18 protein-coding genes and 4 tRNA genes are annotated in these 24,040 nt (G+C 70.3%); 12 read left to right on the top strand and 10 right to left on the bottom strand.

All coding sequences use genetic code 11. The annotated features are described in order from the left end of the window. Window positions 1-12 precede the first annotated feature (12 nt). The 3 genes from ACW9TB_RS24905 to ACW9TB_RS24895 form a co-directional block, all read right to left on the bottom strand. Complete coding sequence (locus ACW9TB_RS24905; RefSeq protein WP_472750473.1) at window positions 13-3,618, bottom strand: galactose-binding domain-containing protein; 3,606 nt, start codon at window positions 3,616-3,618, stop codon at window positions 13-15. A gap of 1,113 nt (window positions 3,619-4,731) precedes the next feature. Beyond that, complete coding sequence (locus ACW9TB_RS24900; RefSeq protein WP_472750472.1) at window positions 4,732-7,671, bottom strand: helix-turn-helix transcriptional regulator; 2,940 nt, start codon at window positions 7,669-7,671, stop codon at window positions 4,732-4,734. A gap of 216 nt (window positions 7,672-7,887) precedes the next feature. After that, window positions 7,888-8,943 carry a ParB/RepB/Spo0J family partition protein gene (locus tag ACW9TB_RS24895; protein WP_472750471.1) on the bottom strand — a complete coding sequence of 352 codons (1,056 nt, stop codon included), beginning with the start codon at window positions 8,941-8,943 and terminating at the stop codon, window positions 7,888-7,890. Window positions 8,944-9,137: 194 nt separating this feature from the next. Here ACW9TB_RS24895 and ACW9TB_RS24890 point away from each other — a divergent pair, with 194 nt between their 5' ends. Then, a complete protein-coding gene (locus ACW9TB_RS24890; protein WP_472750470.1) occupies window positions 9,138-9,434 on the top strand; it encodes a hypothetical protein in 297 nt (98 codons plus the stop codon). Between the two features lie 141 nt (window positions 9,435-9,575). Here the strand turns inward: ACW9TB_RS24890 and ACW9TB_RS24885 are convergent, their stop codons facing one another. Continuing rightward, on the bottom strand, window positions 9,576-10,556 hold the full coding sequence (locus ACW9TB_RS24885) for an AraC-like ligand-binding domain-containing protein (RefSeq protein ID WP_472750469.1): 981 nt from the start codon (window positions 10,554-10,556) through the stop codon (window positions 9,576-9,578). Between the two features lie 861 nt (window positions 10,557-11,417). Further along, a tRNA-Val gene (locus tag ACW9TB_RS24880) sits at window positions 11,418-11,489 on the bottom strand. A gap of 471 nt (window positions 11,490-11,960) precedes the next feature. Between ACW9TB_RS24880 and ACW9TB_RS24875 the strand changes: the two genes are divergently transcribed. After that, on the top strand, window positions 11,961-12,377 hold the full coding sequence (locus ACW9TB_RS24875; RefSeq protein ID WP_184547867.1) for an SsgA family sporulation/cell division regulator: 417 nt from the start codon (window positions 11,961-11,963) through the stop codon (window positions 12,375-12,377). A gap of 24 nt (window positions 12,378-12,401) precedes the next feature. Here ACW9TB_RS24875 and ACW9TB_RS24870 read toward each other — a convergent pair whose 3' ends face one another. Continuing rightward, window positions 12,402-13,013, bottom strand: a complete 612-nt coding sequence (locus ACW9TB_RS24870) for a DUF305 domain-containing protein (RefSeq protein ID WP_472750468.1) — start codon at window positions 13,011-13,013, stop codon at window positions 12,402-12,404. A 46-nt stretch (window positions 13,014-13,059) separates the two neighbouring features. Between ACW9TB_RS24870 and ACW9TB_RS24865 the strand changes: the two genes are divergently transcribed. Further along, on the top strand, window positions 13,060-14,511 hold the full coding sequence (locus ACW9TB_RS24865) for an LVIVD repeat-containing protein (RefSeq protein WP_472750467.1): 1,452 nt from the start codon (window positions 13,060-13,062) through the stop codon (window positions 14,509-14,511). 73 nt (window positions 14,512-14,584) lie between these two features. Here ACW9TB_RS24865 and ACW9TB_RS24860 read toward each other — a convergent pair whose 3' ends face one another. Genes ACW9TB_RS24860 through ACW9TB_RS24850 form a run of 3 tightly spaced genes read right to left on the bottom strand, consistent with a single transcriptional unit; the run spans window position 14,585 to window position 17,341 of the window. Further along, window positions 14,585-15,415, bottom strand: a complete 831-nt coding sequence (locus ACW9TB_RS24860) for an aminotransferase class IV (RefSeq protein ID WP_472750466.1) — start codon at window positions 15,413-15,415, stop codon at window positions 14,585-14,587. Continuing rightward, a complete protein-coding gene (locus ACW9TB_RS24855; RefSeq protein WP_472750465.1) occupies window positions 15,412-16,431 on the bottom strand; it encodes a chorismate-binding protein in 1,020 nt (339 codons plus the stop codon). The genes ACW9TB_RS24860 and ACW9TB_RS24855 overlap by 4 nt, the downstream gene beginning before the upstream one ends. Window positions 16,432-16,435: 4 nt before the next feature. Beyond that, entirely contained in the window at window positions 16,436-17,341 is a 906-nt protein-coding gene (locus ACW9TB_RS24850) for a LysR family transcriptional regulator (protein ID WP_472750464.1), read from the bottom strand. A gap of 59 nt (window positions 17,342-17,400) precedes the next feature. Here ACW9TB_RS24850 and ACW9TB_RS24845 point away from each other — a divergent pair, with 59 nt between their 5' ends. Beyond that, the gene (locus ACW9TB_RS24845; protein WP_472750463.1) at window positions 17,401-18,738 is read left to right on the top strand and encodes an NAD(P)-binding domain-containing protein; all 1,338 of its coding nucleotides are present in this window, start codon (window positions 17,401-17,403) and stop codon (window positions 18,736-18,738) included. A 166-nt stretch (window positions 18,739-18,904) separates the two neighbouring features. On the opposite strand, the gene hutH is transcribed toward ACW9TB_RS24845, so the two are convergent. Beyond that, complete coding sequence (hutH, locus tag ACW9TB_RS24840) at window positions 18,905-20,452, bottom strand: histidine ammonia-lyase (protein ID WP_472750462.1); 1,548 nt, start codon at window positions 20,450-20,452, stop codon at window positions 18,905-18,907. Between the two features lie 152 nt (window positions 20,453-20,604). Here hutH and ACW9TB_RS24835 point away from each other — a divergent pair. The 8 genes from ACW9TB_RS24835 (at window position 20,605) to ACW9TB_RS24800 (ending at window position 23,899) form a co-directional block, all read left to right on the top strand. Next, a tRNA-Gly gene (locus ACW9TB_RS24835) sits at window positions 20,605-20,676 on the top strand. A gap of 27 nt (window positions 20,677-20,703) precedes the next feature. Then, window positions 20,704-20,774, top strand: a tRNA-Cys gene (locus ACW9TB_RS24830). Window positions 20,775-20,788: 14 nt separating this feature from the next. After that, window positions 20,789-20,863 (top strand) — tRNA-Val (locus ACW9TB_RS24825). A gap of 449 nt (window positions 20,864-21,312) precedes the next feature. Further along, window positions 21,313-21,834 (top strand): DUF6879 family protein, encoded by a 522-nt coding sequence (locus tag ACW9TB_RS24820; protein ID WP_472750461.1) that lies wholly within the window; start codon window positions 21,313-21,315, stop codon window positions 21,832-21,834. A gap of 11 nt (window positions 21,835-21,845) precedes the next feature. Continuing rightward, entirely contained in the window at window positions 21,846-22,706 is an 861-nt protein-coding gene (locus ACW9TB_RS24815) for a helix-turn-helix domain-containing protein (protein WP_472750460.1), read from the top strand. Window positions 22,707-22,740: 34 nt separating this feature from the next. Then, window positions 22,741-23,130 (top strand): hypothetical protein, encoded by a 390-nt coding sequence (locus ACW9TB_RS24810; protein ID WP_472750459.1) that lies wholly within the window; start codon window positions 22,741-22,743, stop codon window positions 23,128-23,130. After that, window positions 23,127-23,273, top strand: a complete 147-nt coding sequence (locus ACW9TB_RS24805) for a hypothetical protein (RefSeq protein WP_472750458.1) — start codon at window positions 23,127-23,129, stop codon at window positions 23,271-23,273. Before ACW9TB_RS24810 ends, ACW9TB_RS24805 begins: the two co-directional genes overlap by 4 nt. Continuing rightward, window positions 23,270-23,899: a hypothetical protein gene (locus ACW9TB_RS24800; RefSeq protein WP_472750457.1), complete on the top strand. Its 630-nt coding sequence runs from the start codon at window positions 23,270-23,272 to the stop codon at window positions 23,897-23,899. The genes ACW9TB_RS24805 and ACW9TB_RS24800 overlap by 4 nt, the downstream gene beginning before the upstream one ends. Window positions 23,900-24,040: the final 141 nt, after the last annotated feature.

Genomic DNA, 24,040 nt, shown 5'->3' with positions numbered 1-24,040 from the left:
CTTCCTACGGGGTCACGGGTTGACGTTGATCGTGAAGGTCGACGTCGTGTTCCTGATGTTCTGGAAGTTGTTGCTCAGCTGGAGGTTGTTGAAGGTGGCCGAGCCGACCGCCGGGCCCTGGCCGGGCTCGGGCATCTCGTTGGCCCAGATGGCCCAGCCGGACTTGGCGTCGAAGGCGTCGCCGCTCTTCTTGGCACCGGTGATCGAGACGTTCGTGAAGATCGTGTCGGTGACCGGGTTCTGCGGCTGGCCGCCGACGTAGTTGGTCTGGAACATGATGCCGCCGTAGGTCGGGTCCACGATGTCCACGTTGTTGACGCGGATGCCCTGGAAGACCTTGGAGGCGGAGAAGATCCAGATCGCCGGGAAGACCTGCTGTCCCCAGAAGTGTCCGCCGGCGCGGACGATCGAGATGTTCTCGAACCTGGTGGGCGGGCTGGCGCCGAAGCCGTTCATCGGGTAGCCGAAGTCCAGCGAGCTGATCGTGATGCCGGAGTAGACCAGCGTGTCGGCGATGTAGATGTTCCTGAAGACGTTGTCGTACCCGCCGTAGACCGCGACGCCCGCGGCCCGCCAGGTCAGGATGGACGTCAGGTTCTCGTAGACGTTGCCGCGCATGTCGGCGCCGCCTGCGTCGATGGCCGAGAACAGCGCGAAGCTGTCGTCACCGGTGGCGCGGGCCTCGTTGTTGCTGACGAGGTTGTCCGTGCTGCCGTTGGTCATGTTGATGCCGTCGGCGAACATGTTGCGGATGCGGGAGTTCTTGATCGTCACCCGGTCGGTGTTGGCGCCCCAGTAGAGGCAGACCATGTGCTCGTTCCAGATGTTGTCGATCACGATGTCGCTGACGTTCGAGAAGTCGAACACCTTGCCGGGACCGTCGATGCGCGAGGTGTAGTTACCGAAGTAGGCGAAGTTCGAGAAGGACGAGCCCCTCGCGGTGCCCTCGGCGCGGAAGCCGACGTCGGTGTTGTCCTGCGTGTCGGGCGCGCGGAACTGGGTGTACCAGGGGCCCGCGCCGACCACCTTGACGGCCTTGCCGTAGACCTGGAACTTGCTGGCCGTCTGGTAGGTGCCCGCCGGAAGGTAGACGCCGACCAGGTTGCCGGTGGTGTCCATCCGCACCCGGTCCAGGGCGTTCTGCACGTCCTGGTGGGTGAAGCCGGTGGGGGTCGTGTACTTGGCGGGGTCGGGGTTCGCGACCGGCGAGACCTGCTCGGTGTTGATGAAGTCGATCGCGTACGTCGTGCTGTTGGCCGGGTCCTTCTGCAGCCTGATCTTGCTACCGGCCGGGACGGTGGTCCCGAGCATGACGTTGGCCTCGTCGTAGATGTGACGCGGGCCGCCGGAGCCGGGCGAGTTGTTGGGGCCGGCCTCGGGGCCGTACAGCCAGGCGTACTTGGACGTCAGGTTGATGGGCTTGAGGAAGGTGCCGTTGACGTAGACGTTCAGCGTCGAGTTGATGCCGCCGCCGCCCGCGGAGTCGGGGATGGAGAAGCGGGTGACCAGGGTGTTGGTGCTGGCCTTGGTGGTGAACTCGACGTAGCTGCCCGTGCTGTTCAGCGTCACGGCCCTGCGGCCGGACGCCTCACCGGCGGGGTCGCCGATCTCGCGGTTGGGGCCGACCACGGTCGCCCCGCCGCCGACGACGGCGTCCTCGGCCTCGTACATGTCGTACGGCATGTTGGCGCCGCGGCCGACGAAGAACGGCTGGGTGCTGGTGTTGTTGGCCCGCTTGACCGGGAGCTCGTTGGCGTCGTCGGCGAGGACCGTCCTGACGGTGAACTTGCCGTTGGCCGCCGTCCAGGTGCCCAGGTTCACCGGGCTGGTGGTGGCGCCCGGCGCGATCACGCCGGTGTGGGAGCCGGTCAGGGTACGGACGACGGTGCCCGCCTCGTTGAGGACGTTCAGCGTGATGCCGTGGGCGCCGCTCGCGGAGGCCACGGTGCCCTGGTTCCTGATCGCCACGGAGAAGGTGACGACGGCGCCGTTGGACGGGTTGCTGGGGGTCCAGCTGGTCGTGGCGACCAGGTCGGAGGTGTCGACCGGCCTGATCACGAGCGGGGCGGAGGCCGCGAAGGTGTTGTTCGACTCGTTCTGCTCGATGACGCTGTTGTCCTCGTCGACCTTGGCGCTCAGCGCGTAGCTGCCCGCGTCACGGGGACCGGCGTTGGCGGTCACCGTGGTGGACGCTCCGGCGGCCAGCGCGCCGACCGCGGCGGTGCCGACCTTGGTGGTGCCCAGGTAGAAGTTGACGTTCGTCGCGCCGGAGGCCGCCGTGCCGGCGTTGCGCACCGTGGCCGAGAGCGTGACGGAGTCGGTCTCGATGGGGGACGCGGGGGACGCGGTCACCCCGGTGATCGTCAGGTCCGGGTTCGGCGCCGGGGTGCCGATGACCTGGAACTCGGCGACCTGACCGGCGGGGGCGCCGGTGTTGGAGGTGATCCTGAGCTGGATGTCGGCGTAGGCGCCGCCGACCGGGATCGTCACCGTGTTGCCGGTGGCGGGGTTGAAGATGTAGTTCGCCGCCGACACCAGGCTGGTGAAGGTGGTCGAGCTCTGCGTACGCCCGAGGACCTGGATGTTCTGGGTGCGCGTTCCCCAGGCGCTGTCGGGGTTCAGCTTCACCACGACCGAGCTGAGGGTGGCGTTCGCGCCGAGGCTGACGGTCAGCGTGTTGGGGTAGCTGCCGCCGTTGCCCTCCCAGTAGGTCGCCGTGTTGTTGTCGTTGGCGTTGGTGGCCACGAACGTGAAGACCGAGGAGGAGGCGGTGATCGCCTTGCCGATGGCCAGGTTCGTCCCGGACGGGGTGCTGCCCTGGCGGGTGACGGTGTTGCTGTTGCCCGACTGGTTGCCCGCGGCGTCCTTGGCCTTGACGTAGTAGGACACCGTCGCGGTGGCCGGCTGGGTGTCGGTGTAGGTCAGGACGTTGCCCGCCACGCTGCCGCGCAGGTCGTTGTTGGCGTAGATGTCGTAACCGGTCACGCCGACGGTGTCGGTCGAGGCGTTCCAGGTCAGCCTGATCTGGCCCGAGCCCGGCTCGGTGTAGGCCAGGTTCGACGGCGTGGTCGGCGGCGTGGTGTCACCTCCGCCGCTGACGGGGCCGTACACCTCGAACTCGGAGATCTGACCGGCCGGCCAGCCCGTGTTCGCGGTGATGTTCAGCCGCAGGTAGCGGGCGCTGGTCGCGGCGAAGTTGATCGTCACCGTGTTGCCGGTCGCCGGGTTGAAGGTGTATCCGGCGGAGCCCACGATGGTCGTGGTGGGCGTGGAGCTCGTGCCCGCCAGCACCGACAGGGTCTGCGTCCTGGTGTTCCAGGCCGCCGCGGGCGGCAGCTTCAGGACGACCTGGTCGACGCTGGTCGCGGCCCCGAGGTCCACCTGGACCCACTGCGGGAAGGCGTTGTTGCTGCTCTCCCAGTAGGAGGTGGCGTTGCCGTCGGTGACGTTGCCCGCGCCGTAGGGGGCGCTGACAGTGCTGGACGAGGCCGGCTTGCCCGCCGCCAGGTTGGGGCCGGCCGCCGCCGAGGCCGGCGCGACGACCGCCCCGGCCAGAGCGAGCAGGCTGGTCGCGGCCATCGCCGCCATCAGCCGTAACGCCAGGTACTGCTTTCTCATTGCGTTCCTCTATCTCTCGTCTGGAACGACAGGGTCGGGAGGGAGGCCGTGGCCTCCGTCACGCGACGCGCTCGGCACCCGGGGGTGCCTCGCCCACGAGGTGCGGATCTCCGGTCCTCTTCTTCCGGGTCCTCGGAATCCGGCGGGCGGGCCAGCCGTGTGATCTTGTACGGGCCGATCCGCGAGCCGTGCCTCGTTCGTCGCTGGGGGGTGCTGGTCGCCGTGTGCGCCGGTGTCCTTCTTGTGGAGGTGACCGGCGGGACGAGCGATGGGTGAACGTCGGATCTGTCGGATCTGTCGGTGAGTCCCGGACGGGAGGTGTCCGGAATGGCGGGCCCCTGACCGGCCGGGGCGGCGCGGGACGCTCTGCCGGGCGGGGCCGTGACGGCCCTGCCGTCAACCGCCGGTCAATGTCGGCGCGGGGGCGATGAGTGTCGCAACCGGGGCCGCCAGGGCGGCGACCGACCGCGTAATGCCGAGAACGACATCACCTGGGGCCTCTCCGGAGGGGTGGGAGGGATGTGCGGGCGCAGCACGTCACTGCCGTAAGTTGCGGAGAACAGAGAAAATTTAACAGGACTTTGCAATATTTTTGCATGGCGCTGGCCAAATGTTACATACGTGCTACGGCCGCGTCAACGGGTCGAGAAAGGTGGCTTACCGGGACCCTCTGCCTCAAGTGCGATCCGGCCGATCCGCCTGCCACGGGGGCCTCGCGGCCCTTCCCGGGCCGGGGCGCGAGGGGGGTCGCACCCCTCGGGAAGGCGCCCGCACGACGGGCTCCGGGGGCGAGAATCAAGATCGGGGAAACATCCCCGAAACAAACGGCCGCCGCACGGCTCGCGTGACGGGACCGGCAGGACGAAACCGGCGGCCCCGCACGTCACGGCCTGTCTTCACACCGTTCCCCACGCCGTCCTCGCGCTCGACGCTGGAGGCCGGAGCCGCGAGCCCGTACGGCGCGGTTCTTACGACGGGCGGCCGGAGACCGCCGGTCCCGGAGGGCGCCGGGCCGGGGCTCCCGGGGGCACCCGGCCCGGTGGACACGGGACTTGACCTATTTGGCCTGAAATATGTGGCCTAAGAGACAGCATGCTGAAATATGGGGACGTCTCACCGATCGAACAGGCGCAGCCGGTGTGCCGTGGCCGCGGCCTCACCGCGCGAGGCGGCGCCCAGCTTGGCGAGGATGTTGGAGACGTGCACGCTGACGGTCTTCGCCGAGATGAACAGCTCCCCGGCTATCTCGCGGTTGCTGCGGCCGGTCGCCACCAGGCCCAGCACCTCGTGCTCGCGGGCGGTGAGCCCGAATCCCGCCTCCTCCGGCCCCGGCTCCGCCTCCGCGGAGGCGGGCTCGCCAGGGAGCGCGATCCTCGCCCTCCTGGCGAGGGAGGCGATCTCGGCGGCCAGCGGCGCGGCCCCGAGTCCTGCGGCGAGCTCCGCCGCCCGGGACAGGCTCGGAGCCGCCTCGTCGCGCTCCCCCGCCGCGACGGCGGCCCGTGCCGCGCCGAGCAGGGCGCGGGCCTCGGCGTAGGGCTGGCGGAGCGCGGCCCAGGCGGCGACGGCCACCTTCCACGCCTCCCGGTCGGACACCCCTTCCGCCTGGGCGGCCTCGGCCGTGAAGGTGAGGCTGTGCGCCCGCTGGAGCTCCCCCGCCACGCCGAGCTTCTCCGCCACGGCGCGCAGCCGGGACAGCACCGGCGACGGCGGAGGCGGCGAGGACGGTGAGGAGGGCGGGGACGATGAGGACGATGAGGACACCGCCACCGGCAGGCAGGCGCGCAGGAGTGGCCACACGTAGCGGGGGCTGGACTTCAGGTCGTGCTCGTCCAGGATCCGCTCGACGAGCGCGGACGCCTCGTCGTCCCGGCCGCGCGCCACCAGCAGCTCGACCTCCCTGCGCAGCTGGGGCAGGACCGTCTGGTCCCGGTGGATGCCCGGGGCGAGCGCGGTCCGCGAGGCCTGGAAGAGCGATCCGGCCCGGTCGAGGTCGCCGCGTGCCAGCGCGATGTCGGCGATCAGCCCCTGCAGGCTCGCGCGGTAGGGCGGCGGCGGGGTGACCTCCAGGGTGTGCTCGACCACCTCGGACGCCTCGTCCCAGCGGCCCAGCGAGACCAGGGGCTCGGCGAGGTTGATCGCGACGAAGGCCCCGGACGTGCGGGCCAGGCCGTAGACCTCGGCGTCGGCGACGCCCCGGCGGGCGACCTCCGCGGCCCGCTCGTGCCGTCCGGCCCCCTCCAGGGCGTCGGACTCGAAGATGACCGCCCGCATCAGCGCGTGGTAGGTGTTGGCCCGGCCCGCGATCTCCCGGGCCCGCGCGAACGCGGCGAGCCGCTCCTCCGTCCCGGAATCCTGGCAGCCGGCCCAGGTGAGCGTGACGAGCGCGTGGGCCTCGGCGTCGGGGTCGCCCACCTCCCGGGCGATGCGCATCGCCTCCTCGGCCGTCGCCTCCTTCTCCGCCCAGTCGTCGGGGTGGCTGAGCACGCGCGCCAGGTTCTCCAGGACCTGGGCGCGCAGGGAGGTCGGCGGCTCGGCGGGGACGAGCGCGGCGGCGGCGCGGAGATCCTCCACGGACCCGGCCCTGCCGAGGTCGTACCTGACGAGCCCGCGCTGCCGCAGCAGCCGGGCCGCGCGGATCGGGTCGGTGGCGGTGTCGATCTCCCGCAGGGCCGCCCTGGCGAGGGAGATGCCCCGCTCGAACTCCCCCGCCAGGTGCGCCACGGTGACGGCCTGCCGGAGCACGTCGACGTGGTCGGCCTCGATCCGCTCGGCGGCGTCGGGCACCGCCTCCCACAGTTCGAGGACCCTGGTCAGCATCCGCAGTTGCTCGTCGTAGGCCGCCGTCTTCCTGGCGGCGGCGGCCGCGTGCCACGCGCTGATCAGCGCCCAGAGGGAGTTGTGCGCGGCGTGCCAGTGGTGGGCGAGCTCGATGGCGCCCCGGGGGGCGGGCAGGATGCCGGGATTGATCTCCAGGGCCTCGGCGAAACGGGTGTGCAGGCGCGTGCGCTCGCCGGGCAGCAGGTCGTCGTGGACGGCCTCGCGGATCAGGGCGTGCCGGAAGGCGTACGTCTCGCCGTCGACCACGAGCACGTTGCCCGCCACCGCCGGGCGCAGCAAGCGGGAGAGCTCGCCGTCGTCGGCCCCGGCGACGGCCGAGAGCATCGTGTGCTCGATCCTCGCCCCACCGGCGGCGGCCAGCCGCATCAGCTCCTGGGTCTCCTCCGGCAGCCGCTCGACGCTGGCCAGCAGCAGGTCGCGCAGCGAGTCGGGCAGGGTCTCGCCCTCGCCACCGCTGAGCAGCGCCTCGACGAACAGCGGGTTTCCCTCGCTGCGCGCGTAGACCAGGTCGAGGTCGGCGACCGGCCCGCCGTCGAGGATGCTCGCGGCCTGCTGGTCCACCTCCCTGCGGCTCAGCCTGCGCAGGTCGAGCCGGGTGACCCAGTCGACCCGGCTCAGCTCGGTCAGCAGCGGGCGCAGGGGATGCGTGCGGTGGAGCTCGTCGGCCCGGTAGGTGACCAGGGTCAGCAGGTGCGCGTCGGAGCGCTGGTAGCGGACGAGGAAGGACAGCAGGTCGCGGGTGGAGCGGTCGGCCCAGTGGGCGTCCTCGATGACCAGGATCGCCGGCCGGGTCTCGGCGAGCCGCTCCAGCAGGCCCAGGACCTGCTCGAAGAGCCGGGCCCGTGCCTCGGCCCCCTCCCTCTCCGGCTCACCGAACTCCGGCAGCAGCCGGGCCAGCCCCCGCGTCGCCCCGCCGGGCAGCAGCGCGGCGACGCCGTCGTGGCCCAGGTCGCGCGCGAGCTTGCGCAGCACCGCGGTGAAGGGGGCGAAGGGAAGGCCGTCGGTGCCCAGCTCCAGGCATCCGCCGATGAGCACCAGGGCGTCGCCCGAGCGCTCGGTGAACTCGCGGACGAGGCGGGTCTTGCCGACCCCGGCCTCGCCTCCCACGAACACGGTCGAGGCCGATCCGGAGCGCGCCCTGGCGAGCGCGCCCTCCAGAACGGCGAGCTCGTCGGCACGGCCGACGAACAGGGGACTTACCGCGTGGGCTCTCACGCCCCCAGGATGCCACCGGTCACCGACAGAACCCCAGCGGGGAGGTGTGGACCCCTCATCCGGGTGGCCGGGGTGGCCGAGGCCCCGTTCCGACGCGTTCCCCGGCGCCTCCGGCCGGGGGGAGACGGACGCCCCCCGGAGTTTCCGGAGACCCGGCCGGTGCCGACGTGAGGACCGCCGGGGTCTCGCGTGACGGGATCCGCGACGCCGCGGGCGTCATCTCACTCTGAGTTCAAGATCCTCGGCGAACTTCGCCCAGGCCTCGGCGAGTTCCTTGGCCACCTGGCAGACCAGGTCGACGCAGTGCTCGGGAACCGCGTCGATCAGCTGCTCCCGGCTCGGCGCGAGGTAGGCGCTCGCGCCGAGTGTCCGCAGCAGGAGCCGGCCACGCTCCCTGGAGCGGATGGACGGGTCCTTGACCAGGATGCTCAGCGCCGATGTCCGGCCCCGGTCCTGCTCCGCCCCTGGGCGGGGCCCGGTCGCGACACCCGGCAGCGGGACAACCGAGACGTCCATCCGGTTCTGGGCGGGTGGCGCGGGTGGCACGGCGGCGGGCCGCAGCGAGTTCGGCAGGGGGTCCTCTCCTCGCTTCAGGCGCTCACGGACGTCCCGTACCGTGCTCGGCGAGATCCCGGACTGCTGTGCGATCTGGCGGAGCGAGGCCTGCGGCTCCTCCGCGATCAGCGCGGCCGCGCGGATCCGCCCGGCGGAGCTGTCCAGCGGACGGACCCGCCCGTCGCGCCCCAGCCGTGCCTCGATCCGGGCGCCCTGGGGAAACGCCGTACGGCGGATGTCCCGCACCGTCCGGGCGGACAGCCCGGTGACCTTCGCGATCGCCCGGTCGGACCAGTAGGGGTGCGACCGCACGATCCGGCCGGCGGCCGCGGCGCGGTCGGCGGCCGACAGCGGCAGGCCGTGGGCGACGTTCTCCTTGACCGCGACCACGAAGGCGTCCCGCTCGTCCCCGTCGAAGAACCGCACGCGCATACTCTCCTCACCGCGCAACGCCGCCGCCCGCAGCCGGTGCATCCCGTCCACGACCCGCATGGTGGGCCGGTGCACGATCACCGGGGGCAGTACGGTCTCCAGCCTGGAGAGCAGACGGACGTGCTCCGGGTTCTCCCCCGCGCTCCGCGGCGTGTCCGCCGAGAGCAGCGAGCGGACGGGCACCGTCTCGACTCCCGAGAGCCTGGAGTGGTAGTCCTCCCCCAGCGCCTCTACCCCGGTCTGGTTCACATGCGACGAGGCCGTTTCCATGGTCTGGTTAACCAACGTGTCCTCCCATCCAACGAAACCCTTTCGCTTCCCATTGCCGCGTCGAGCAGGCCGGTGTTCCCTCCCGGACCTCACCGGCCCGCCCTCCCCGTCCCGCGGGATGTACGCACGGGTCGGTACGCGGCGGGGCCGCCGGGGTCAGGGCTCGGCGGGCTCGGTGCCGGTCGTGGAACCGCCCGTCCTCGCGCGGGGTGACCGTCCGGATCGACGACCACCGGCCGCCCGGGGAGATCACGGAGATCCCTGACCGGCGGCGAGCGGATATCGGCGTCCGCACCGGCCCCGGGGGCCCGGCGCGCGAGGTGCTCGTCGTCCACGTCATCGGCTACGACGAGGCCCCTCGCCCGGCGCCCGCCTCGGCGGGCACCCTCATCGCCCCTTCGGCCGCCGGGCCGCCCGGCGCGTGGATACCCGGCCGGACACTCGTTCCGGACGTACTCATACGAATCTCCCGCGTCCCGCCGGACGCGTTCACCCGTGTTCCGTGACCCTCGCGCCGGCAGCGGTTGCGGGGGCGTGACGAGTGCGCATGGATCTCCTTCCGCGAGGTGGGCCACCGTGCGGGCTCCTGCAGGAATTCTGCGGTCCAGCGCCTGTTTTGTCGTTGACGCTCCCCGCACTCCTGTTGATCAGTTCTGCACGGCCGCGGTGGGCGAGAAGGCGTGCCTGCAGTCGCTGGGGGTCATGTCGTAGCGGGCGCGGAAGGCGCGGCTGAAGTGGGCCTTGTTGGTGAAGCCCCAGCGTGCGGCGATGGCGTTGACGGAGCGGCTGCGGAGGGAGGGATCGGCGAGGTCGCGGCGGCAGTTCTCCAGGCGGCGTTCGCGGATCCAGGAGGCCACGGCGCGGCCCTCCTCCTGGAAGAGGGTGTACAGGTAGCGGGTGGAGATCCCGTGGGCGGTGGCGATGGTGTCGGGGGTGAGGGCCGGTTCGCCGAGATGCTGCTCGATGAAGGAGAGGATGCGCTGCTTCAGGGCGTGTCTGTGGATCTCCGGGGGTACGGCGTCCTCGGCGTCCACGCAGGTGGCGAGGACGGAGACCAGGAGGTCTCGGGTGACCTGGGTCAGGGTGGGGATGTCGGCCGGGGTGAACTCACCGGCGCGCGCGTTGAGGTCGGTCAGCCAGCGGGCCAGCGCCCCGCCCATTCCGCGGCGCCCGTCGATGGGGACGCCGACCAGGTTCCGCATCGCCTTCTCCGGCAGCGGCAGCAGCCCGCGAGGGCACTGCACGATCAGGTTCGACCAGCCGTCCGGGAGAGCGTGGACGTCGGCGTGGAAGGCGCGGCTGCTGTCCACCACCACGAAGTCACCGGCGCGGAGCAACATGTCACGCCCGGCCTGGGAGATGGACCCGCCCCCGGCGAGGAAGTAGTTGATCTGGTAGACCTCCGGGTCGGTCTGCCGTATCACCTTCGCCGTCCGCGCGATCTCCAGGTGCGGATAGGCCAGCGCGGACACCTGCAACGGCCCCAGGTCCATGACGCGTATCTTGGCGCGGAAGTCGTCGTGATCGTTGCTGCGGTGCCGGTTGGGCACGTGCGACTGTGCCGCGACCTCCTGCCACAGCGCGAATCGCTCCGGTGCCGCCACGGCCTCCGTAGTGAACTCGGTCACCAGCATCCATTACCCCCACGGTTACCCTGCATTTTTCACCAGGAACCCTGACTTGACAGACATATGTTGACTCGCGACCTTACGGAAGCATAGTCGCATTTTTGAGCATTCTTAAATGCCTACTGGCCCTTATATTCGACGGGACCGGCTCCGTCGCCGGTCGGCGGGCGACCCGTCCCCGTGACGGCGCGGCCGAAGGCCGGCGCCCGCGTACGGACGGCGAGAACGGACGCCCGGCCGGTGGAAGAGGCCACGCCACGGGGCCTTCGGGCCCCTCTCGGACACGAACGGCCGAGCCGGTCGTCGCCGACCTGTCCGCCGTCTGGTCGCCGTCCGGTCGCCGCGCGGGCCGATCCGGGAATGGCGGATTCGACCGCGTCCGGCCGGGCCGCGCCGGGAACCGCGTCGACTTTGATGGGTCTGCCGAAATTCGGATAATTTAGCTTATTTCTTCATATATAGAAAAAATATAGAAATAGGCCGTTCTCCTCTTCTGGGGGAGGTCACATCCCCGCCGCGAAGTCCCGAAGGGGCCGGAGAGGCCGGAGGAGCACCACCACAGCCCCGTACCGGCTGCGGACCGGAGGAGAGGTGTCCGGGGCGCGCGCAGAGGCCCCCAGGGCGCCGGTGGATCCGGAGGGCGGCCGACCCGGCCCCGGTCCCCTCGGTCACGGTGTGGCGCTCCGCTCGGGCCGGGGGCGACGCCGGGACCCACGGGTCGCGACGGACCGGGCCACGCCGAGGCGGCGGATCGGATCCTCCCGGGCGATCGCCGTACTCCGCCGCGCGATGGCCCCATGGACAGACGAAAGCCCCCCGGTTGGTGTCAACCGAGGGGCTCTGACCTGCTTCTTGCTAGTGTGGGCGATACTGGGATCGAACCAGTGACCTCTTCGGTGTGAACGAAGCGCTCTCCCGCTGAGCTAATCGCCCGCCCTGTGCGGCCCCTCACGGTGCCGACGTGGAAAACCATACAGCAATCCGAGAGCGCTCGCGAAGCGGTATCCGCCACTCAAAGGATCTTGGAAGACGACACGGTCGGGAGGCAAAGGTCTGAGGATGCATCCGGCGGGGGGCTACGGTGTCATAGCATCGTCCTGATCCGTAGAAGCACCGAACGACCCGCGCTCGACCCGAATCACCCGAGACGCCCCGCCGGGGAGTCGATGGTGACCAAAACGAGATGCAAAACCCTTGCAAATACGGCCCTGTTGGTGATGTTTAGCCAGGTAGATGCCCAAATGTCGCGCTGTGATGTGTGTTACAGAAGGGCGCGGAGGCGGAATCTTTCCTACAGGTTTCTTTGTTCCGCGTGATAGCTCGCGAGGGACGAAGCCGTTCGGAGCAGCAAGAGCAGTGAAAGCCCCGCAGAGGGGACCGACGACGAAAAAGGTTTGGCTGACGATGAACAGCGCCACCGTCTCTGCCGAGCTAGGCCTTCGGCTTGTGGTCCCCGACCGTACCACCGTCCCCCTGCTCGCCGGGCTCAGCTACACGGCCGGTGATCCGTACGCGATCAGGATGGCCTTCCACGTGGGAAACGACGAGCCGGTCGAGTGGATCTTCGCTCGCGAGCTGCTGACGGTCGGCATCGTGCGGCGGGTCGGCGACGGGGACGTCCAGGTGTGGCCCGCGCGCGCCGACGGTGAGCGCACGCTGCACATCAGCCTCACCTCGCCGTTCGGCCAGGCCCTGTTCGAGGTGCCGCTGGCTCCGCTCACGGAGTTCCTGCACCGGACGTACGAGCTGGTCCCCGCCGGTCGCGAGACCGACTTCATGGACCTGGACGCCGAGCTGAGCAACATGCTCTGGAGCTCCTGACCGGTTCGGCGGGGCCGCTCCGGGCTACGTCCCGGGCTTGAGCAGGCCCCGCATCCGGGCGATCTCGATGCCCTGGCCCGCCACGACGTCCTTCGCGGTGGCCAGCATGGCCCGGTCGGCGCCCTCGCGCAGCTGGAGCCCGGCCATCGTGACCGCCGCCTCGTGATGAGTGATCATGAGGGTCAGGAAGAGCGTGTCGAAGGCCGTCCCCCTGGCCGCCCTGAGCCGGTTCATCTCCTCCAGCGGGAGATTGTGGTCGTCGTGGCCGCCGTGCTCGTCCGCGGTCCGTCCGGCCGCCCTCAGCCACGAGGTCAGGGCCTCGACCTCCGGCCGCTGCGCGGCGGTGATCCGCTCGGCGAGCCTCCGCAGGACCGGCGAGGACGACCGGGACGGCACCAGCGCCGCCATCTCCAGCGCCTGCCGGTGGTGCGGGATCATGCCCTCGGCGAATTTCACGTCGGCCGCGGTGACGCGCGCCTCCGACTCCCCCAGCCTCTCGCCCGGCCTGGCCGTACGTCCGTCCTCCCCCGGCCCGCCCGGGATGATCACGGGCGCGCCGGACTCTGCGACGAGCGGGGCCGGTCGCTCCGGCGCGGTCTCCGCGCACCCGCAGAGAACCGATGCCACGATGATCATCGCGGTAACCTGTCTCGGCACACGCATCCTCCGCATAGCTTCAATAATGGGGCAAGTGGACCGACGTAATGGGGGCACCGTGCGACCGATCGTGGCATTCGGCCTGGCCGCGCTACTTCTCGTGGCCGGGTGCGGGGCCGACCCGGCACCCGCCGCCTCGCCACCGTCCACCGCCGCCTCGGCGCCTCCGGCCACCCCGGAGGAGAGCCCGGGCGCCTCGGAGCCGGTGGAGGAGACCCCCGACCAGGGGATCTCGGGCGACGGCACCCACAGCGACAACGTCACGCACCTGGCCAACGTGCCCCCCGGCGCCCCGCTCGACGGGCCCCAGGCGTGGGGCACCGACCTGGCCTTCCAGGGCGACTACGCGTTCGCCGGCAACTTCGACGGCTTCACCGTCTTCGACATCTCCGACCCGTCGAGCCCCTCGGTGGCAGCCCGGGTGCTCTGCCCCGGCGAGCAGAACGACGTCTCGGTGAGCGGGGACCTGCTGTTCCTGTCGATCGACTCCGTCCGGGAGGGCCCGGAGTGTGACGCCCAGCGCGGCGAGCCCGAGTCGGACGGCTTCGAGGGCATCCGGATCTTCGACATCGCGGACAAGACCCACCCCAAGTTCGTCTCGGCGGTCCGCACCGACTGCGGCTCGCACACCCACACCCTCGTCCCCGGCAAGACCCCGGACAAGGTCTACCTCTACATCTCCTCCCCCGGCCCGGAGCCCGAGTCGACGACCTGCCCGGAACCGCACAACAAGATCTCCGTGGTCGAGGTGCCCGTCAAGGCCCCGGAGACCGCCAAGGTGGTCTCCAAGCCGGTGCTCTCCGACAAGCCCGCCGAGGAGGGCATCGGCGGCTGCCACGACCTCACGGTCTACGCGGAGAAGAACCTCGCCGCCGCCGCCTGCTTCGGCGACGGGATCCTGCTGGACATCGCCGACCGGGTCAACCCCAAGGTGCTCCAGCACGTGAGCGACACGGAGAACTTCGCCATCTGGCACTCGGCGACGTTCAACAACGACGCCACCAAGGTCGTCTTCGGGGACGAGCTGGGCGGCGGCGTCAGCGCGACCTGCGACGCCCACACCCCGAAGACCAAGGGCGCCAACGCCGTCTACGACCTCGGCAAGGACCGCAGGCTCAAGCTCCGCGGCTACTTCAAGATCCCGAGGGAGCAGGCGTCCGGCGAGAACTGCGTCGCGCACAACGGGTCGCTGCTGCCGGTGCCCGGCAAGGACATCATGGTCCAGTCGTGGTACCAGGGCGGGGTGTCCATCTGGGACTTCACCGACGCGGCCGAGCCCCGGGAGATCGGGTTCTTCGAGCGGGGCCCGATCCAGGGGGTCGGCGGCTCCTGGTCGGCGTACTACTACAACGGCCACATCTACTCAAGTGACATCACCAAGGGCCTGGACGTGCTCCGCATCGACGACCCGCTGACCGATCCGGCCGCCAAGGTCAAGATCAAGGAGCTGAACGCGCAGACCCAGGTCTCCTACTAGCCTGCCGGTGGGACCCGGCCTGCCGGACGACCGGCTCCGTGAGGGCGTGCCCCACGGAGCCGGGAAACGGGGCTCAGGGGTCGAGGTCGGCGGCGGCGCGCTCGGCGAAGACCCGCATGGCCTTGGCGGTGATCGGGCCGGGCGCCGCGGGCAGCACGGTCTGGTCGACCATCCGGATCGGCTGGATGTCACGGGTGGTGGAGGTCAGGAACGCCTCCTCGGCCTCGTACAGGGCCGAGAGCGGGACGTCCTCCTCGGTGCCCCCGCACCACTCCAGGGCGAGCGCGCGGGTGACCCCGGCCAGGCAGCCCGAGGCGAGCGTGGGGGTGAGCAGCCGCCCGTCGCGTACGACGAAGATGTTGCTGCCGGTGCCCTCGCAGAGGTTCCCCGCGAGGTTCTCGAAGATCGCCTCGCCGCCGCCCCTGGCCTTGGCGAAGAACAGCGCCTTGGCGTTGTCGCCGTAGGAGGTGCTCTTCACCCCGGCGAGCGCGCCGCGCTCGTTGCGCGGCCAGGGCACGACGGTGACGTCGGCGGTGGCCGGGAACGGCTTCTGCTCGTCGACGATCACCACGGTCGTGCGGCCCTGGTCGCCCCGGTCGGAGCCGAGCGGCCCCGGGCCGCTGGTGTAGGTGACCCGGACGCGGCCGAGCCTCCAGGGCGGGGCCTCGGCCAGGCAGGCGCGGATCCCGTCGGCGATCGCCTCCACGTCGGGGTCGGGCAGGTCCATCCGCCGCGCCGAGAGCGTGAGCCGGTCGAGGTGGCGGGTGAGCGCGAACGTGGCGCCGTCCATGCACTTGATGGTTTCGAACACCCCGTCGCCGACCATCAGACCGTGATCGAACACCGAGACGGTGGCCTGATCCGGAGAGATAAGTGCCCCGTTAAGCCATATAGGTACGTTCATACGACTCCTTCTGAACCTGATGTTGATGCCAGCGCGATGAGCCGGGATGCCTTCAGCTCGGTCTCGTCCCACTCGCGTCGCGGGTCGCTACCCCAGGTTATGCCCGCGCCCGTACCGAAGCGGATCTCGTCGGACGACATCCAGAACGTGCGGATCCCCACGGCCAGCGACGCGCGCCGCCTGTCGGCGTCGACCCAGCCCACGGTCCCACAGTAGGGCCCGCGCGGCTCGGGTTCGAGCTCATCGATGATCCGCAGGGCCGAGGATTTCGGGGCCCCGGTCACCGATCCCGGCGGGAAGGTCGCGGAGAACAGCTCCGGCCACCCGTACTCCGGCGCGAGCCGCGCCCGGACCGTGGAGACCAGGTGCACGAGACCGGGGTGCTCCTCCACCTCGCACAGGGCGGGCACGCTCACCGAGCCGACCTCGGCGACCCTGCCCAGGTCGTTGCGGACCAGGTCGACGATCATCACGTTCTCCGCGTAGTCCTTCTCCAGCAGGTCCCCCGCGGTGACCCCGGTCCCCTTGATCGGCCTGGACTCGACCACGTCGCCGTCCCTGGACAGGAAGAGCTCCGGGGAGGCCGACACGACGTCCAGTCCCGGCAGGCTCACCGTGGCGGCGTAGGGGGCGGGGTTGCCCTCCGCCAGCCGTACGGCCAGGGCGAGCGGGTCCGGCTCCTCACCCGGGGGGAGCGGCGCGGTCAGCACCCGGCAGAGGTTGGCCTGGTAGACCTCGCCCCGCTCGATGCGGGCCCGGACGCGCCGCACGCCGTCCTCGTACGCGGTCCGGCCGAGGGAGCCGCGCCACGACGACGGGCGCGGCCCGCGCCAGGGGCCGCGCGGCGCGGGCAGCGGGGCCCGGCGGACGTCGCCGAACCTGGCGCACGTCACCTTGCCCTCGTAGTCGACCACGACGGCCCACCATCCCTCGCCGTCCAGCGCGGCGAGATCGGTGGTGAGGTCCCGGAGACCGGTGGCCAGATATCCGGATATATGCGCAAAAGAGTCATGCACCGCCCTATTCTCCCGCTCGCCTGGCCAGCAGCCGTACCAGGGTGCGGGCGGCGGGCAGCGGGGCGGGCGGCAGGGCCGCGTAGACGGTCCTGCGCGGGGCGAGGTCGCCGAGGGAGCGCAGCACCAGATCGGACGGCACGGCGTACGCGGCGATGGCGGGCACGAGCGTGACGCCGAGCCCGGCCGCGACGAACCCGAACTTGCCCGTCCACTCGGCGATCCTGACCGTGGCCCGGGGCGCGAACCCGGCGCGGGCGCAGGCCGAGGCGAGCGCGGTGGCCCGCCCCGGCGGGGGCGCCTCGATCCAGGTCTCCTCCCGCAGCTCGCGCAGGTCGACGATCTCCTCCGCCGCCAGCCGGTGGTCGCGGGGCAGCGCGACGAGCAGTTCGTCGTCGGCCAGCTCGACCATCTCCACCTCGCCCGCCTCGCGAGGCAGCTCGGACGGGTAGTCGCTGACCACCGCGACGTCCAGGCCCCCCTCACGCATGCGGCGCAGCAGGCCCGCGCTGGGGCCCTCGACCGGGACGAGCTCGACCTCGGGGAAGTCCGCGCGGAACGCGCGCAGGGCGCCCGGCACGAGCGCGACGTTGGCGGTGGCGAACGCCCCCACCCGCAGCCGCCCCCGGTAGCCGCCGTGGATCCCGGCCAGCTCCTCCTCCGCCCTGGTCAGCCGGTTCAGGACGACCTGGGCGTGATGGTGCAGCGCCTCACCGGCGGGCGTGAGCCGCACCCCGCGCGGCAGCCGCTCGAACAGCGGGCCGCCCGCCCGGTGTTCGAGCGCGGCGATGCGGCGGGACACGGCCGACTGGGTGTAGTTGAGCCTCGCGGCGGCCGAGGTGAACGACCCGGTACGGGCCACGGTGTCCAGCAGGCGCAACGCCTCGATGTCGAACACATTCCTCCTTCGCATGGCTTACATGCAATCTAGTCGCTGGTGGAATGCCTTCCCGGTTTCGTAGCGTGAGGCGCATGATTTCCTTTCTTGGTCTGGGACACATGGGTGTCCCGATGGCCCGGCGGCTCGTGGGAGCCGGATACGCGGTGACGACGTGGAACCGCACCCCTCGCGCGATCGAGGGGGCCGTGGCGGCGGCGTCGCCCGCCGAGGCCGTGGCGGGCGCGGAACTCGTCGTCACGATGCTCAGCGACCCCTCGGCGGTGCGGCGGACGCTCTCGGACGCGGCACCGGGGCTGCGGGCCGGGACGCTGGTCGTGGAGATGTCGACGATCGGGCCCGAGGCGGTGGCCGGGCTGCGCGAGCTGCTTCCCCCGGGAGTACGGCTGGTCGACGCGCCCGTGCTGGGCAGCGTGGGACCGGCCGGGGACGGCACCCTGACGGTGCTGGCCGGGGGCCTGCCCGAGGACCTGGCCCGCTGCCGGAAGGTGCTGGAGGTGTTCGGGGAGGTGCGAAAGGTCGGCGGCCCCGGCGCGGGCGCGGCGATGAAGCTGGCCGTCATGAGCGCGCTGGTGCCCGCCCAGGTGCTGCTCGCCGAGACCGTCGCGTACGCGGGGGCGACCGGGGTGGACACCTCGGCCCTGCTGGACGTGCTCGGCGGCACGCCGCTGGGGGCGCTCACCGAACGGGTCCGCCCGGTCGTGGAGAGCGGCCCGTACGAGACGCGCTACGCCCTCGGCCTCGCGGCCAAGGACGTGGAACTGGCCGCGCACGGCACCCAGACGCTCGCCGCCTCGGCCGGGGCGAGGCTGGCGGACGCGGTGGCGGCCGGGCTCGGTGGAGCGGACCTCAGCGCGATCTTCGCGCACGTCGCCGCGACCGGTCCTGCAGGGGCGGGCCGGACGGGCGTGGCGGGTCGTTCTTCGGAGCAGTCGGGTCATTCTTCGGGTCAGGCGGGTCCTTCGGGTCAGGCGGAGCAGGTGGGTCAGGTGGGTCGTTCGGAGCAGGTGGGGCGTTCGGGTGTGGAGAGGCTGAACCCGGCCACGGTTCCCGCCACCAACGGCTACTACTCGCACGCCACCAGGGCCGGGGGCCTGCTGTTCGTCTCGGGGCAGGTGGCGCTGGACGAGGAGGGGAAGGTGGTCGGCGAAGGGGACATGACACGCCAGTCCGAGTACGTGATGGACCTGCTGTCACGCGTCCTCGCCGACCAGGGCTGCACGTTCGACGACGTGACCCACATCCGGACCCATCTCACCGACATGTCGCTGCTGCACGAGTACGGGGCCGTACGACGGCGTTTCATCACCGGCGAACCCCCGGCCAGCACGACCGTGGAGGTCTCGCGGCTGTTCCAGCCGGGTCTGCTCATCGAGGTGGAGGTGATCGCCGCCATCCCGGCGAACGGGTGACGGCGATCGCCTCCACCGGTTCGCCGGGTCTGCCCCGGTCTCGCCGGTGGGCTGTTACGGCGGGGCCACGAGGGGGCGCGGATCATCGCGTCCACCGGCCTGGCAGCGGCCCGGCGGCGGTCTGGCACCGGTCTCGACGGCGGGCCGTGACGGCGCCGTGGCCGCCCTACGACAGGGGGCCGGTGATCGTCTCGGCGGCGGCGACGACCGCGTTGGCCGCGACGAGCTGGACCACCGTCTCGATCTCCGGCGCGAGGAAGCGGTCGGGGCCGGGGCCGGGGACGGACTGGCGCAGGACGTCCACCACGGCCCCGGTCGCCGGGGCGGGCCGCAGCGGGGCGCGCAGGTCCAGGGCCCGCGCGGCGGTGAAGACCTCGATCGCGAGCACCCGGGTGAGCCCGTCCACCGAGCGGCGCAGCTTGCGCGCGGCCGACCAGCCCATGGAGACGTGGTCCTCCTGCATGGCGGAGCTCGGGATGGAGTCGACGCTCGCGGGCGCGGCCAGGCGCTTGAGCTCGGAGACCACCGCCGCCTGGGTGTACTGGGCGATCATGTGGCCGGAGTCGACGCCGGGGTCGTCCGCGAGGAAGGCGGGCAGGCCGTGGTTGCGGGCCACGTCCAGCATGCGGTCGGTGCGGCGCTCGGAGATGCTCGCCATGTCGGCGACCGCGATGGCCAGGAAGTCGAGCACGTAGCCGACGGGGGCCCCGTGGAAGTTGCCGTTGGACTCCACCCGGCCGTCGGCCAGGACCACCGGGTTGTCGATCGCTGAGGCGAGCTCCCGCCCGGCGACCAGGGCGGCGTGCGCCAGGGTGTCGCGGGCGGCCCCGGCGACCTGCGGGGCACACCTGAGGGAGTACGCGTCCTGGACGCGGGTGCAGGTGCCGTCCCGGTGGGACTCCATGATCTGCGAGCCGCCGAGCAGGGCCCTGAGGTTGGCCGCGCTGGCCGCCTGCCCGGGATGCGGGCGCAGGGCCTGAAGGTCGGCGGCGAAGACGCGATCGGTGCCGAGGAGCGCCTCCACGCTCATGGCCGCGCTCACGTCGGCGGTCCTGAACAGGCGTGCGAGATCGTCCATGGCCAGGATGAGCATGCCGAGCATGCCGTCGGTGCCGTTGATGAGCGCGAGCCCCTCCTTGGCCACCAGTTCCACCGGCTCGATGCCCGCGCGCTTGAGCGCCTCCGCGGCGTCGCCCCGCTCCCCCGAGGCGTCGCGGACGACGCCCTCTCCCATGATCGTGAGGGCCACGTGGGAGAGCGGCGCGAGATCGCCGGAGCAGCCGAGGCTTCCGTACTCGTGCACGACCGGGGTGATCCGCGCGTTGAGCAGGCTCTCCAGCACCTTGGCCGTCTTCGGGCGCACCCCGGTGTGGCCGGTGGCCAGGGTGTGCAGGCGCAGCAACATCATCGCCCGGGTGACCTCGACCTCCACCTCGGGGCCGGACCCGGCGGCGTGCGAGCGTACGAGGGACCGCTGCAGCTGGGCGCGGAGGGAGGGGTCGATGTGGCGGGTGGCCAGGGCGCCGAACCCGGTCGAGACGCCGTAGGCGGGGGTGGGGCTCTCGGCCAGCTCGTCCACACGGGTGCGGGCCGCCGCCATCGCGGCCACGGCGTCGTCGTCGAGGCGTACGGGAACGCCGTGCCTGGCGACCCTGACGACCTCCTCGAAGCTCAGCGGTTCCGGCCCGATGGTCACGACCTCGTTGTCGCGCATGCTGTCAACTCTCTCGCGTAGGGTGAGTCGTGGTAACTGGTGAAACCATCGCTGGCTCCTTACACCTCAAGATACCGGTCGTATTCGGTTTGGGGAGTCGCCGGGTATTCGCTAGAGTTCTCACAGTGAGTCCGGGCCGGTCCCGGAGGCACGCGGAAGTGGCTCAGTGGTAGAGCATCACCTTGCCAAGGTGAGGGTCGCGGGTTCGAATCCCGTCTTCCGCTCGGAAAAGGGGCGCCAGCCCCCCACTCGGTGGAGTGGCCGAGAGGCGAGGCAACGGCCTGCAAAGCCGTCTACACGGGTTCAAATCCCGTCTCCACCTCTGGTTTTCAGCGAGGACGATTAGCTCAGCGGGAGAGCGCTTCCCTGACACGGAAGAGGTCACAGGTTCAATCCCTGTATCGTCCACCATCCACCACAGAACGGCCGTCAACGCCCCACCCAGGGGCCTTGGCGGCCTTCTTGCTTGTCTGGGTGATGTTGGTTGTTCCGGGTTGTTGTCAGCACCGGTGCTGACTCGCGACGGGCTGACTTGCCGGGAATCGCTTGACCTTCCTTCCGAACCGAGCGAGTGTCATGGATGACATACGCTGACTGTGGAGGTCGCAAAGTCATGCAAACTTCTCATACTCACAATGACCTGCGTCTCACCTTCTTCTGCACGGACCCGGACTCTGTGCCGGGTGAAGACTGCGCGACCTTCTACCGGACCAACCGGGGCACATGGGTCGTCCAGGGCGATCGACGCGAGGAGCCCGAAGTGGCGACACAGTTGGTGGCCCTGAAGCCTCACGAGACCTCGGTCGAGGTTCCAGGCCCCTTGGTGGAGCTACTCGTACACAAATATGCCAAGGAGCATTATGGAATTGATCTCGGCTGAGGAGCGCGGGAGGTTCTTCGCGACGTTCAAGCGCGAAGCCGTCCACCTGGAGCTGCGGGATCACTACGCCACCAGCGATCTGGAGCGTGAAAGGTTCGCCGCGTGGAAGGCGGGTGAGGCTGACGATCTGAGCTGGATGAACCCGTGGTGCGACCGAATTCGTGCGGCGGTAGCCGAGGGCAAGCGCTATCGACGTGCGTGCGTCGTCTCTGAACCGCTGTCGGAGTATCGCCAGTTCGCCCATGACGTTGTAGGCCCGAGCGTGGAGGCTGGGGAAGAGATCCGTTGGGTACCAAGGCGGCTCGTCTCGGCCGTGGCACTGCCTGGCAACGACTTCTGGATGTTCGATGAGGAAGCCGTGGTTTTCGGCATTTTCTCCGGAGACGGTGAGGTAATCCAGCGCCAGCTCTACACCGACCCTGATGTTGTGAAGCTCTGTCGTGATGCTTTTGAAGCCGTCTGGGCTTTCTCGATCCCGCATGGCGAGTATCGCCCGACCTGAACCAACCTGACATGTCAGCACAAGCAGCATCGGCGAAGAAGGCGTTCGGCGTCCGGCTCCGGGACCTGCGCAAAGACGCGGGCCTGACGGGACGGCAGCTCTCGGAGGCGTCAGGTCTCCACAACACCAAGATCAGCCGAATTGAGCACGGGCAACAAAACCCGTCCGAGGAAGATATCCGGGCTTGGTGTATCGCCTGTGGCGTCGCGCGGATAATTCCCGAGCTGATCGCCGTGCAGCGCGAAATCGAACAAATGTGGGTGGAGTGGCGGCGTCATCTCCAAGCCGGGCAGCAGCACATCCAGTCACGGGCCATGCCGCTGTATGAGCAGACGGAACTTCTGTGTGCCTACGAATCCGTCGTCGTGCCTGGCATCCTGCAAACCCCTCGCTACGTTCGGGCGCTCTTCGAGTCCGCTGGTCGGCTTTACGACTTGCCCGAGGGGGAGGCAGAGGCCGCCGTAGCCGCCCGCATGCCGCGTCAACGGCTCATCACAGCCGGGACCGGACGCAACCGCTACAGCTTCCTTGTCGAGGCCGGGGCGCTCAATTTCATCATCGGTGGTATTGGCGTCATGCGCGAGCAGCTGGATTTCCTTCTGACAGTGACGGCGTTGCCTCATGTCTCTCTGGGCATCATTCCGCCGAATCGCGTGCGGACTCTCTACCCGGGCGAAGGCTTTTACATCTTCGACGGCAAGCTCGTGCGCAGCGAGTTGTGGTCGGGAGGTCTCCGGACGAACCGGCCTGAGGAGATCGGCACGTTCTTGAGAGCGTTCGCCATGCTCCGCGACCTGGCCGTTTACGGTGCGACCGCACGCACGCTGATAGAGACAGCCCGAGATCATCTGCAAACTGATGAAAACCTCTAGCCGCTCATAGATCGAGGTTCCTACCGTCTGGGTTATGGCATCCGGACAGAGAGTGACAGAGGCCCGCGCCGGGGGGCATGAGGGCGATGAGACCGCCAGCCCTGATGGGCAAGGGCTTCCCGAGGGGTTGCGGGACCTCGCACGGCTGGTCCATGCGCGGGGTGTGCGTACGTCGATCATTCACTACGTGGGGCTTCGCCTTCGTGGGCATCGGCCGCTTCCGTTTCCTCGGGAAGATCGGTTCGAGCTGATCGCGCACAGTCGCGATGGCTGGGAGGTGGCGAGTGTGAGCGTGGGGGAGTGTTCCGGCTGTTTCGTGGTCTCGCTGCCTTCGGTGGGGATCACGACCCAGCTGGTGAACGCCGATCAGCCGCTCGCGGTGGTGGATCTGATCCTCGCCGCGCTGCCGAAGGAGGTCGCGTGAGGCGGGAGATGAGGCCGGACGGCGAGGCGCGCTCCTGTGATGAGGTGGCCGGGGTGGACGCCACGGCGTTTCGAGAGCTTGAGCTGGGATGGCTGGCCGTGCGGGTGGTGTGGTCGCTCGTACCGGATGGAGGGAGAAGATGAGCGGCGTTGTGCCGGCGCAGCTTCGGGTCCCCTATGTCATCGCGCACGCCGACGAGGTCGCGCCGCAGCCTTTGAGGTTCGTGCGGCGTCCGCTGGGCGGGCTTCGGCTGGCCTATGCCGACGAACGCCGGGGCGATCGGGTCGGCGGGGTGTTGCGGGTCCGGGTGCTGAACAACCAGCGCGGGGCGCCGCAGTGGCGCAAGCTCAACACCCTGCGCCAGTGGCGGTGCATGGAGAAACTGCTGTGCCAGGTCTGCGGGCAGGCCGCGACCGACCCCGACACCGGACGCATTCCGTGGATCATGACCGACAGCGCGTTCCGTGAGATCCCCGGCGACCCCACCGGGGGTCTCACCAGCGCTCCGCCAACGTGTTGGACCTGTATCCCGGAGGCGCTGGCCACCTGCCCCCAGCTTCGCCTCTCCCAGGCCGTCTGCACCGTCGCCCGCGCCGAACCCGCCGCCGTACTGGCCGATATGTTCACCCCCGGTCCGGGCCGCGGAGCGCTCCACACGGGCGAACGCAACGTCGAGGTCAGCCTGAAGGACGAGGTGTCGATTCCCAGGGCGCTCGCCACCCAGCTGATCGTCCGTGTCCAGGACATGCGGCCTTTGAACGTGGCGTGAGTTCTCCCCCTGCTTCCCGGGGGTCAGGTGTCTTCCCCGGTGCGGCCTCACGCCCGATGCCTGCCTCCCTGACCCCCGGGAACCCAAGATCTCCTCATCATCGTGAAGGGGTGTACGGAGGGTCGCCGGAGCACGGCGTGG

Source organism: Streptosporangium sp. H13245 (assembly GCF_055690525.1).
Note: the sequence above shows the minus strand (reverse complement) of the source record. Positions and strands in the feature narration are given on the sequence as shown.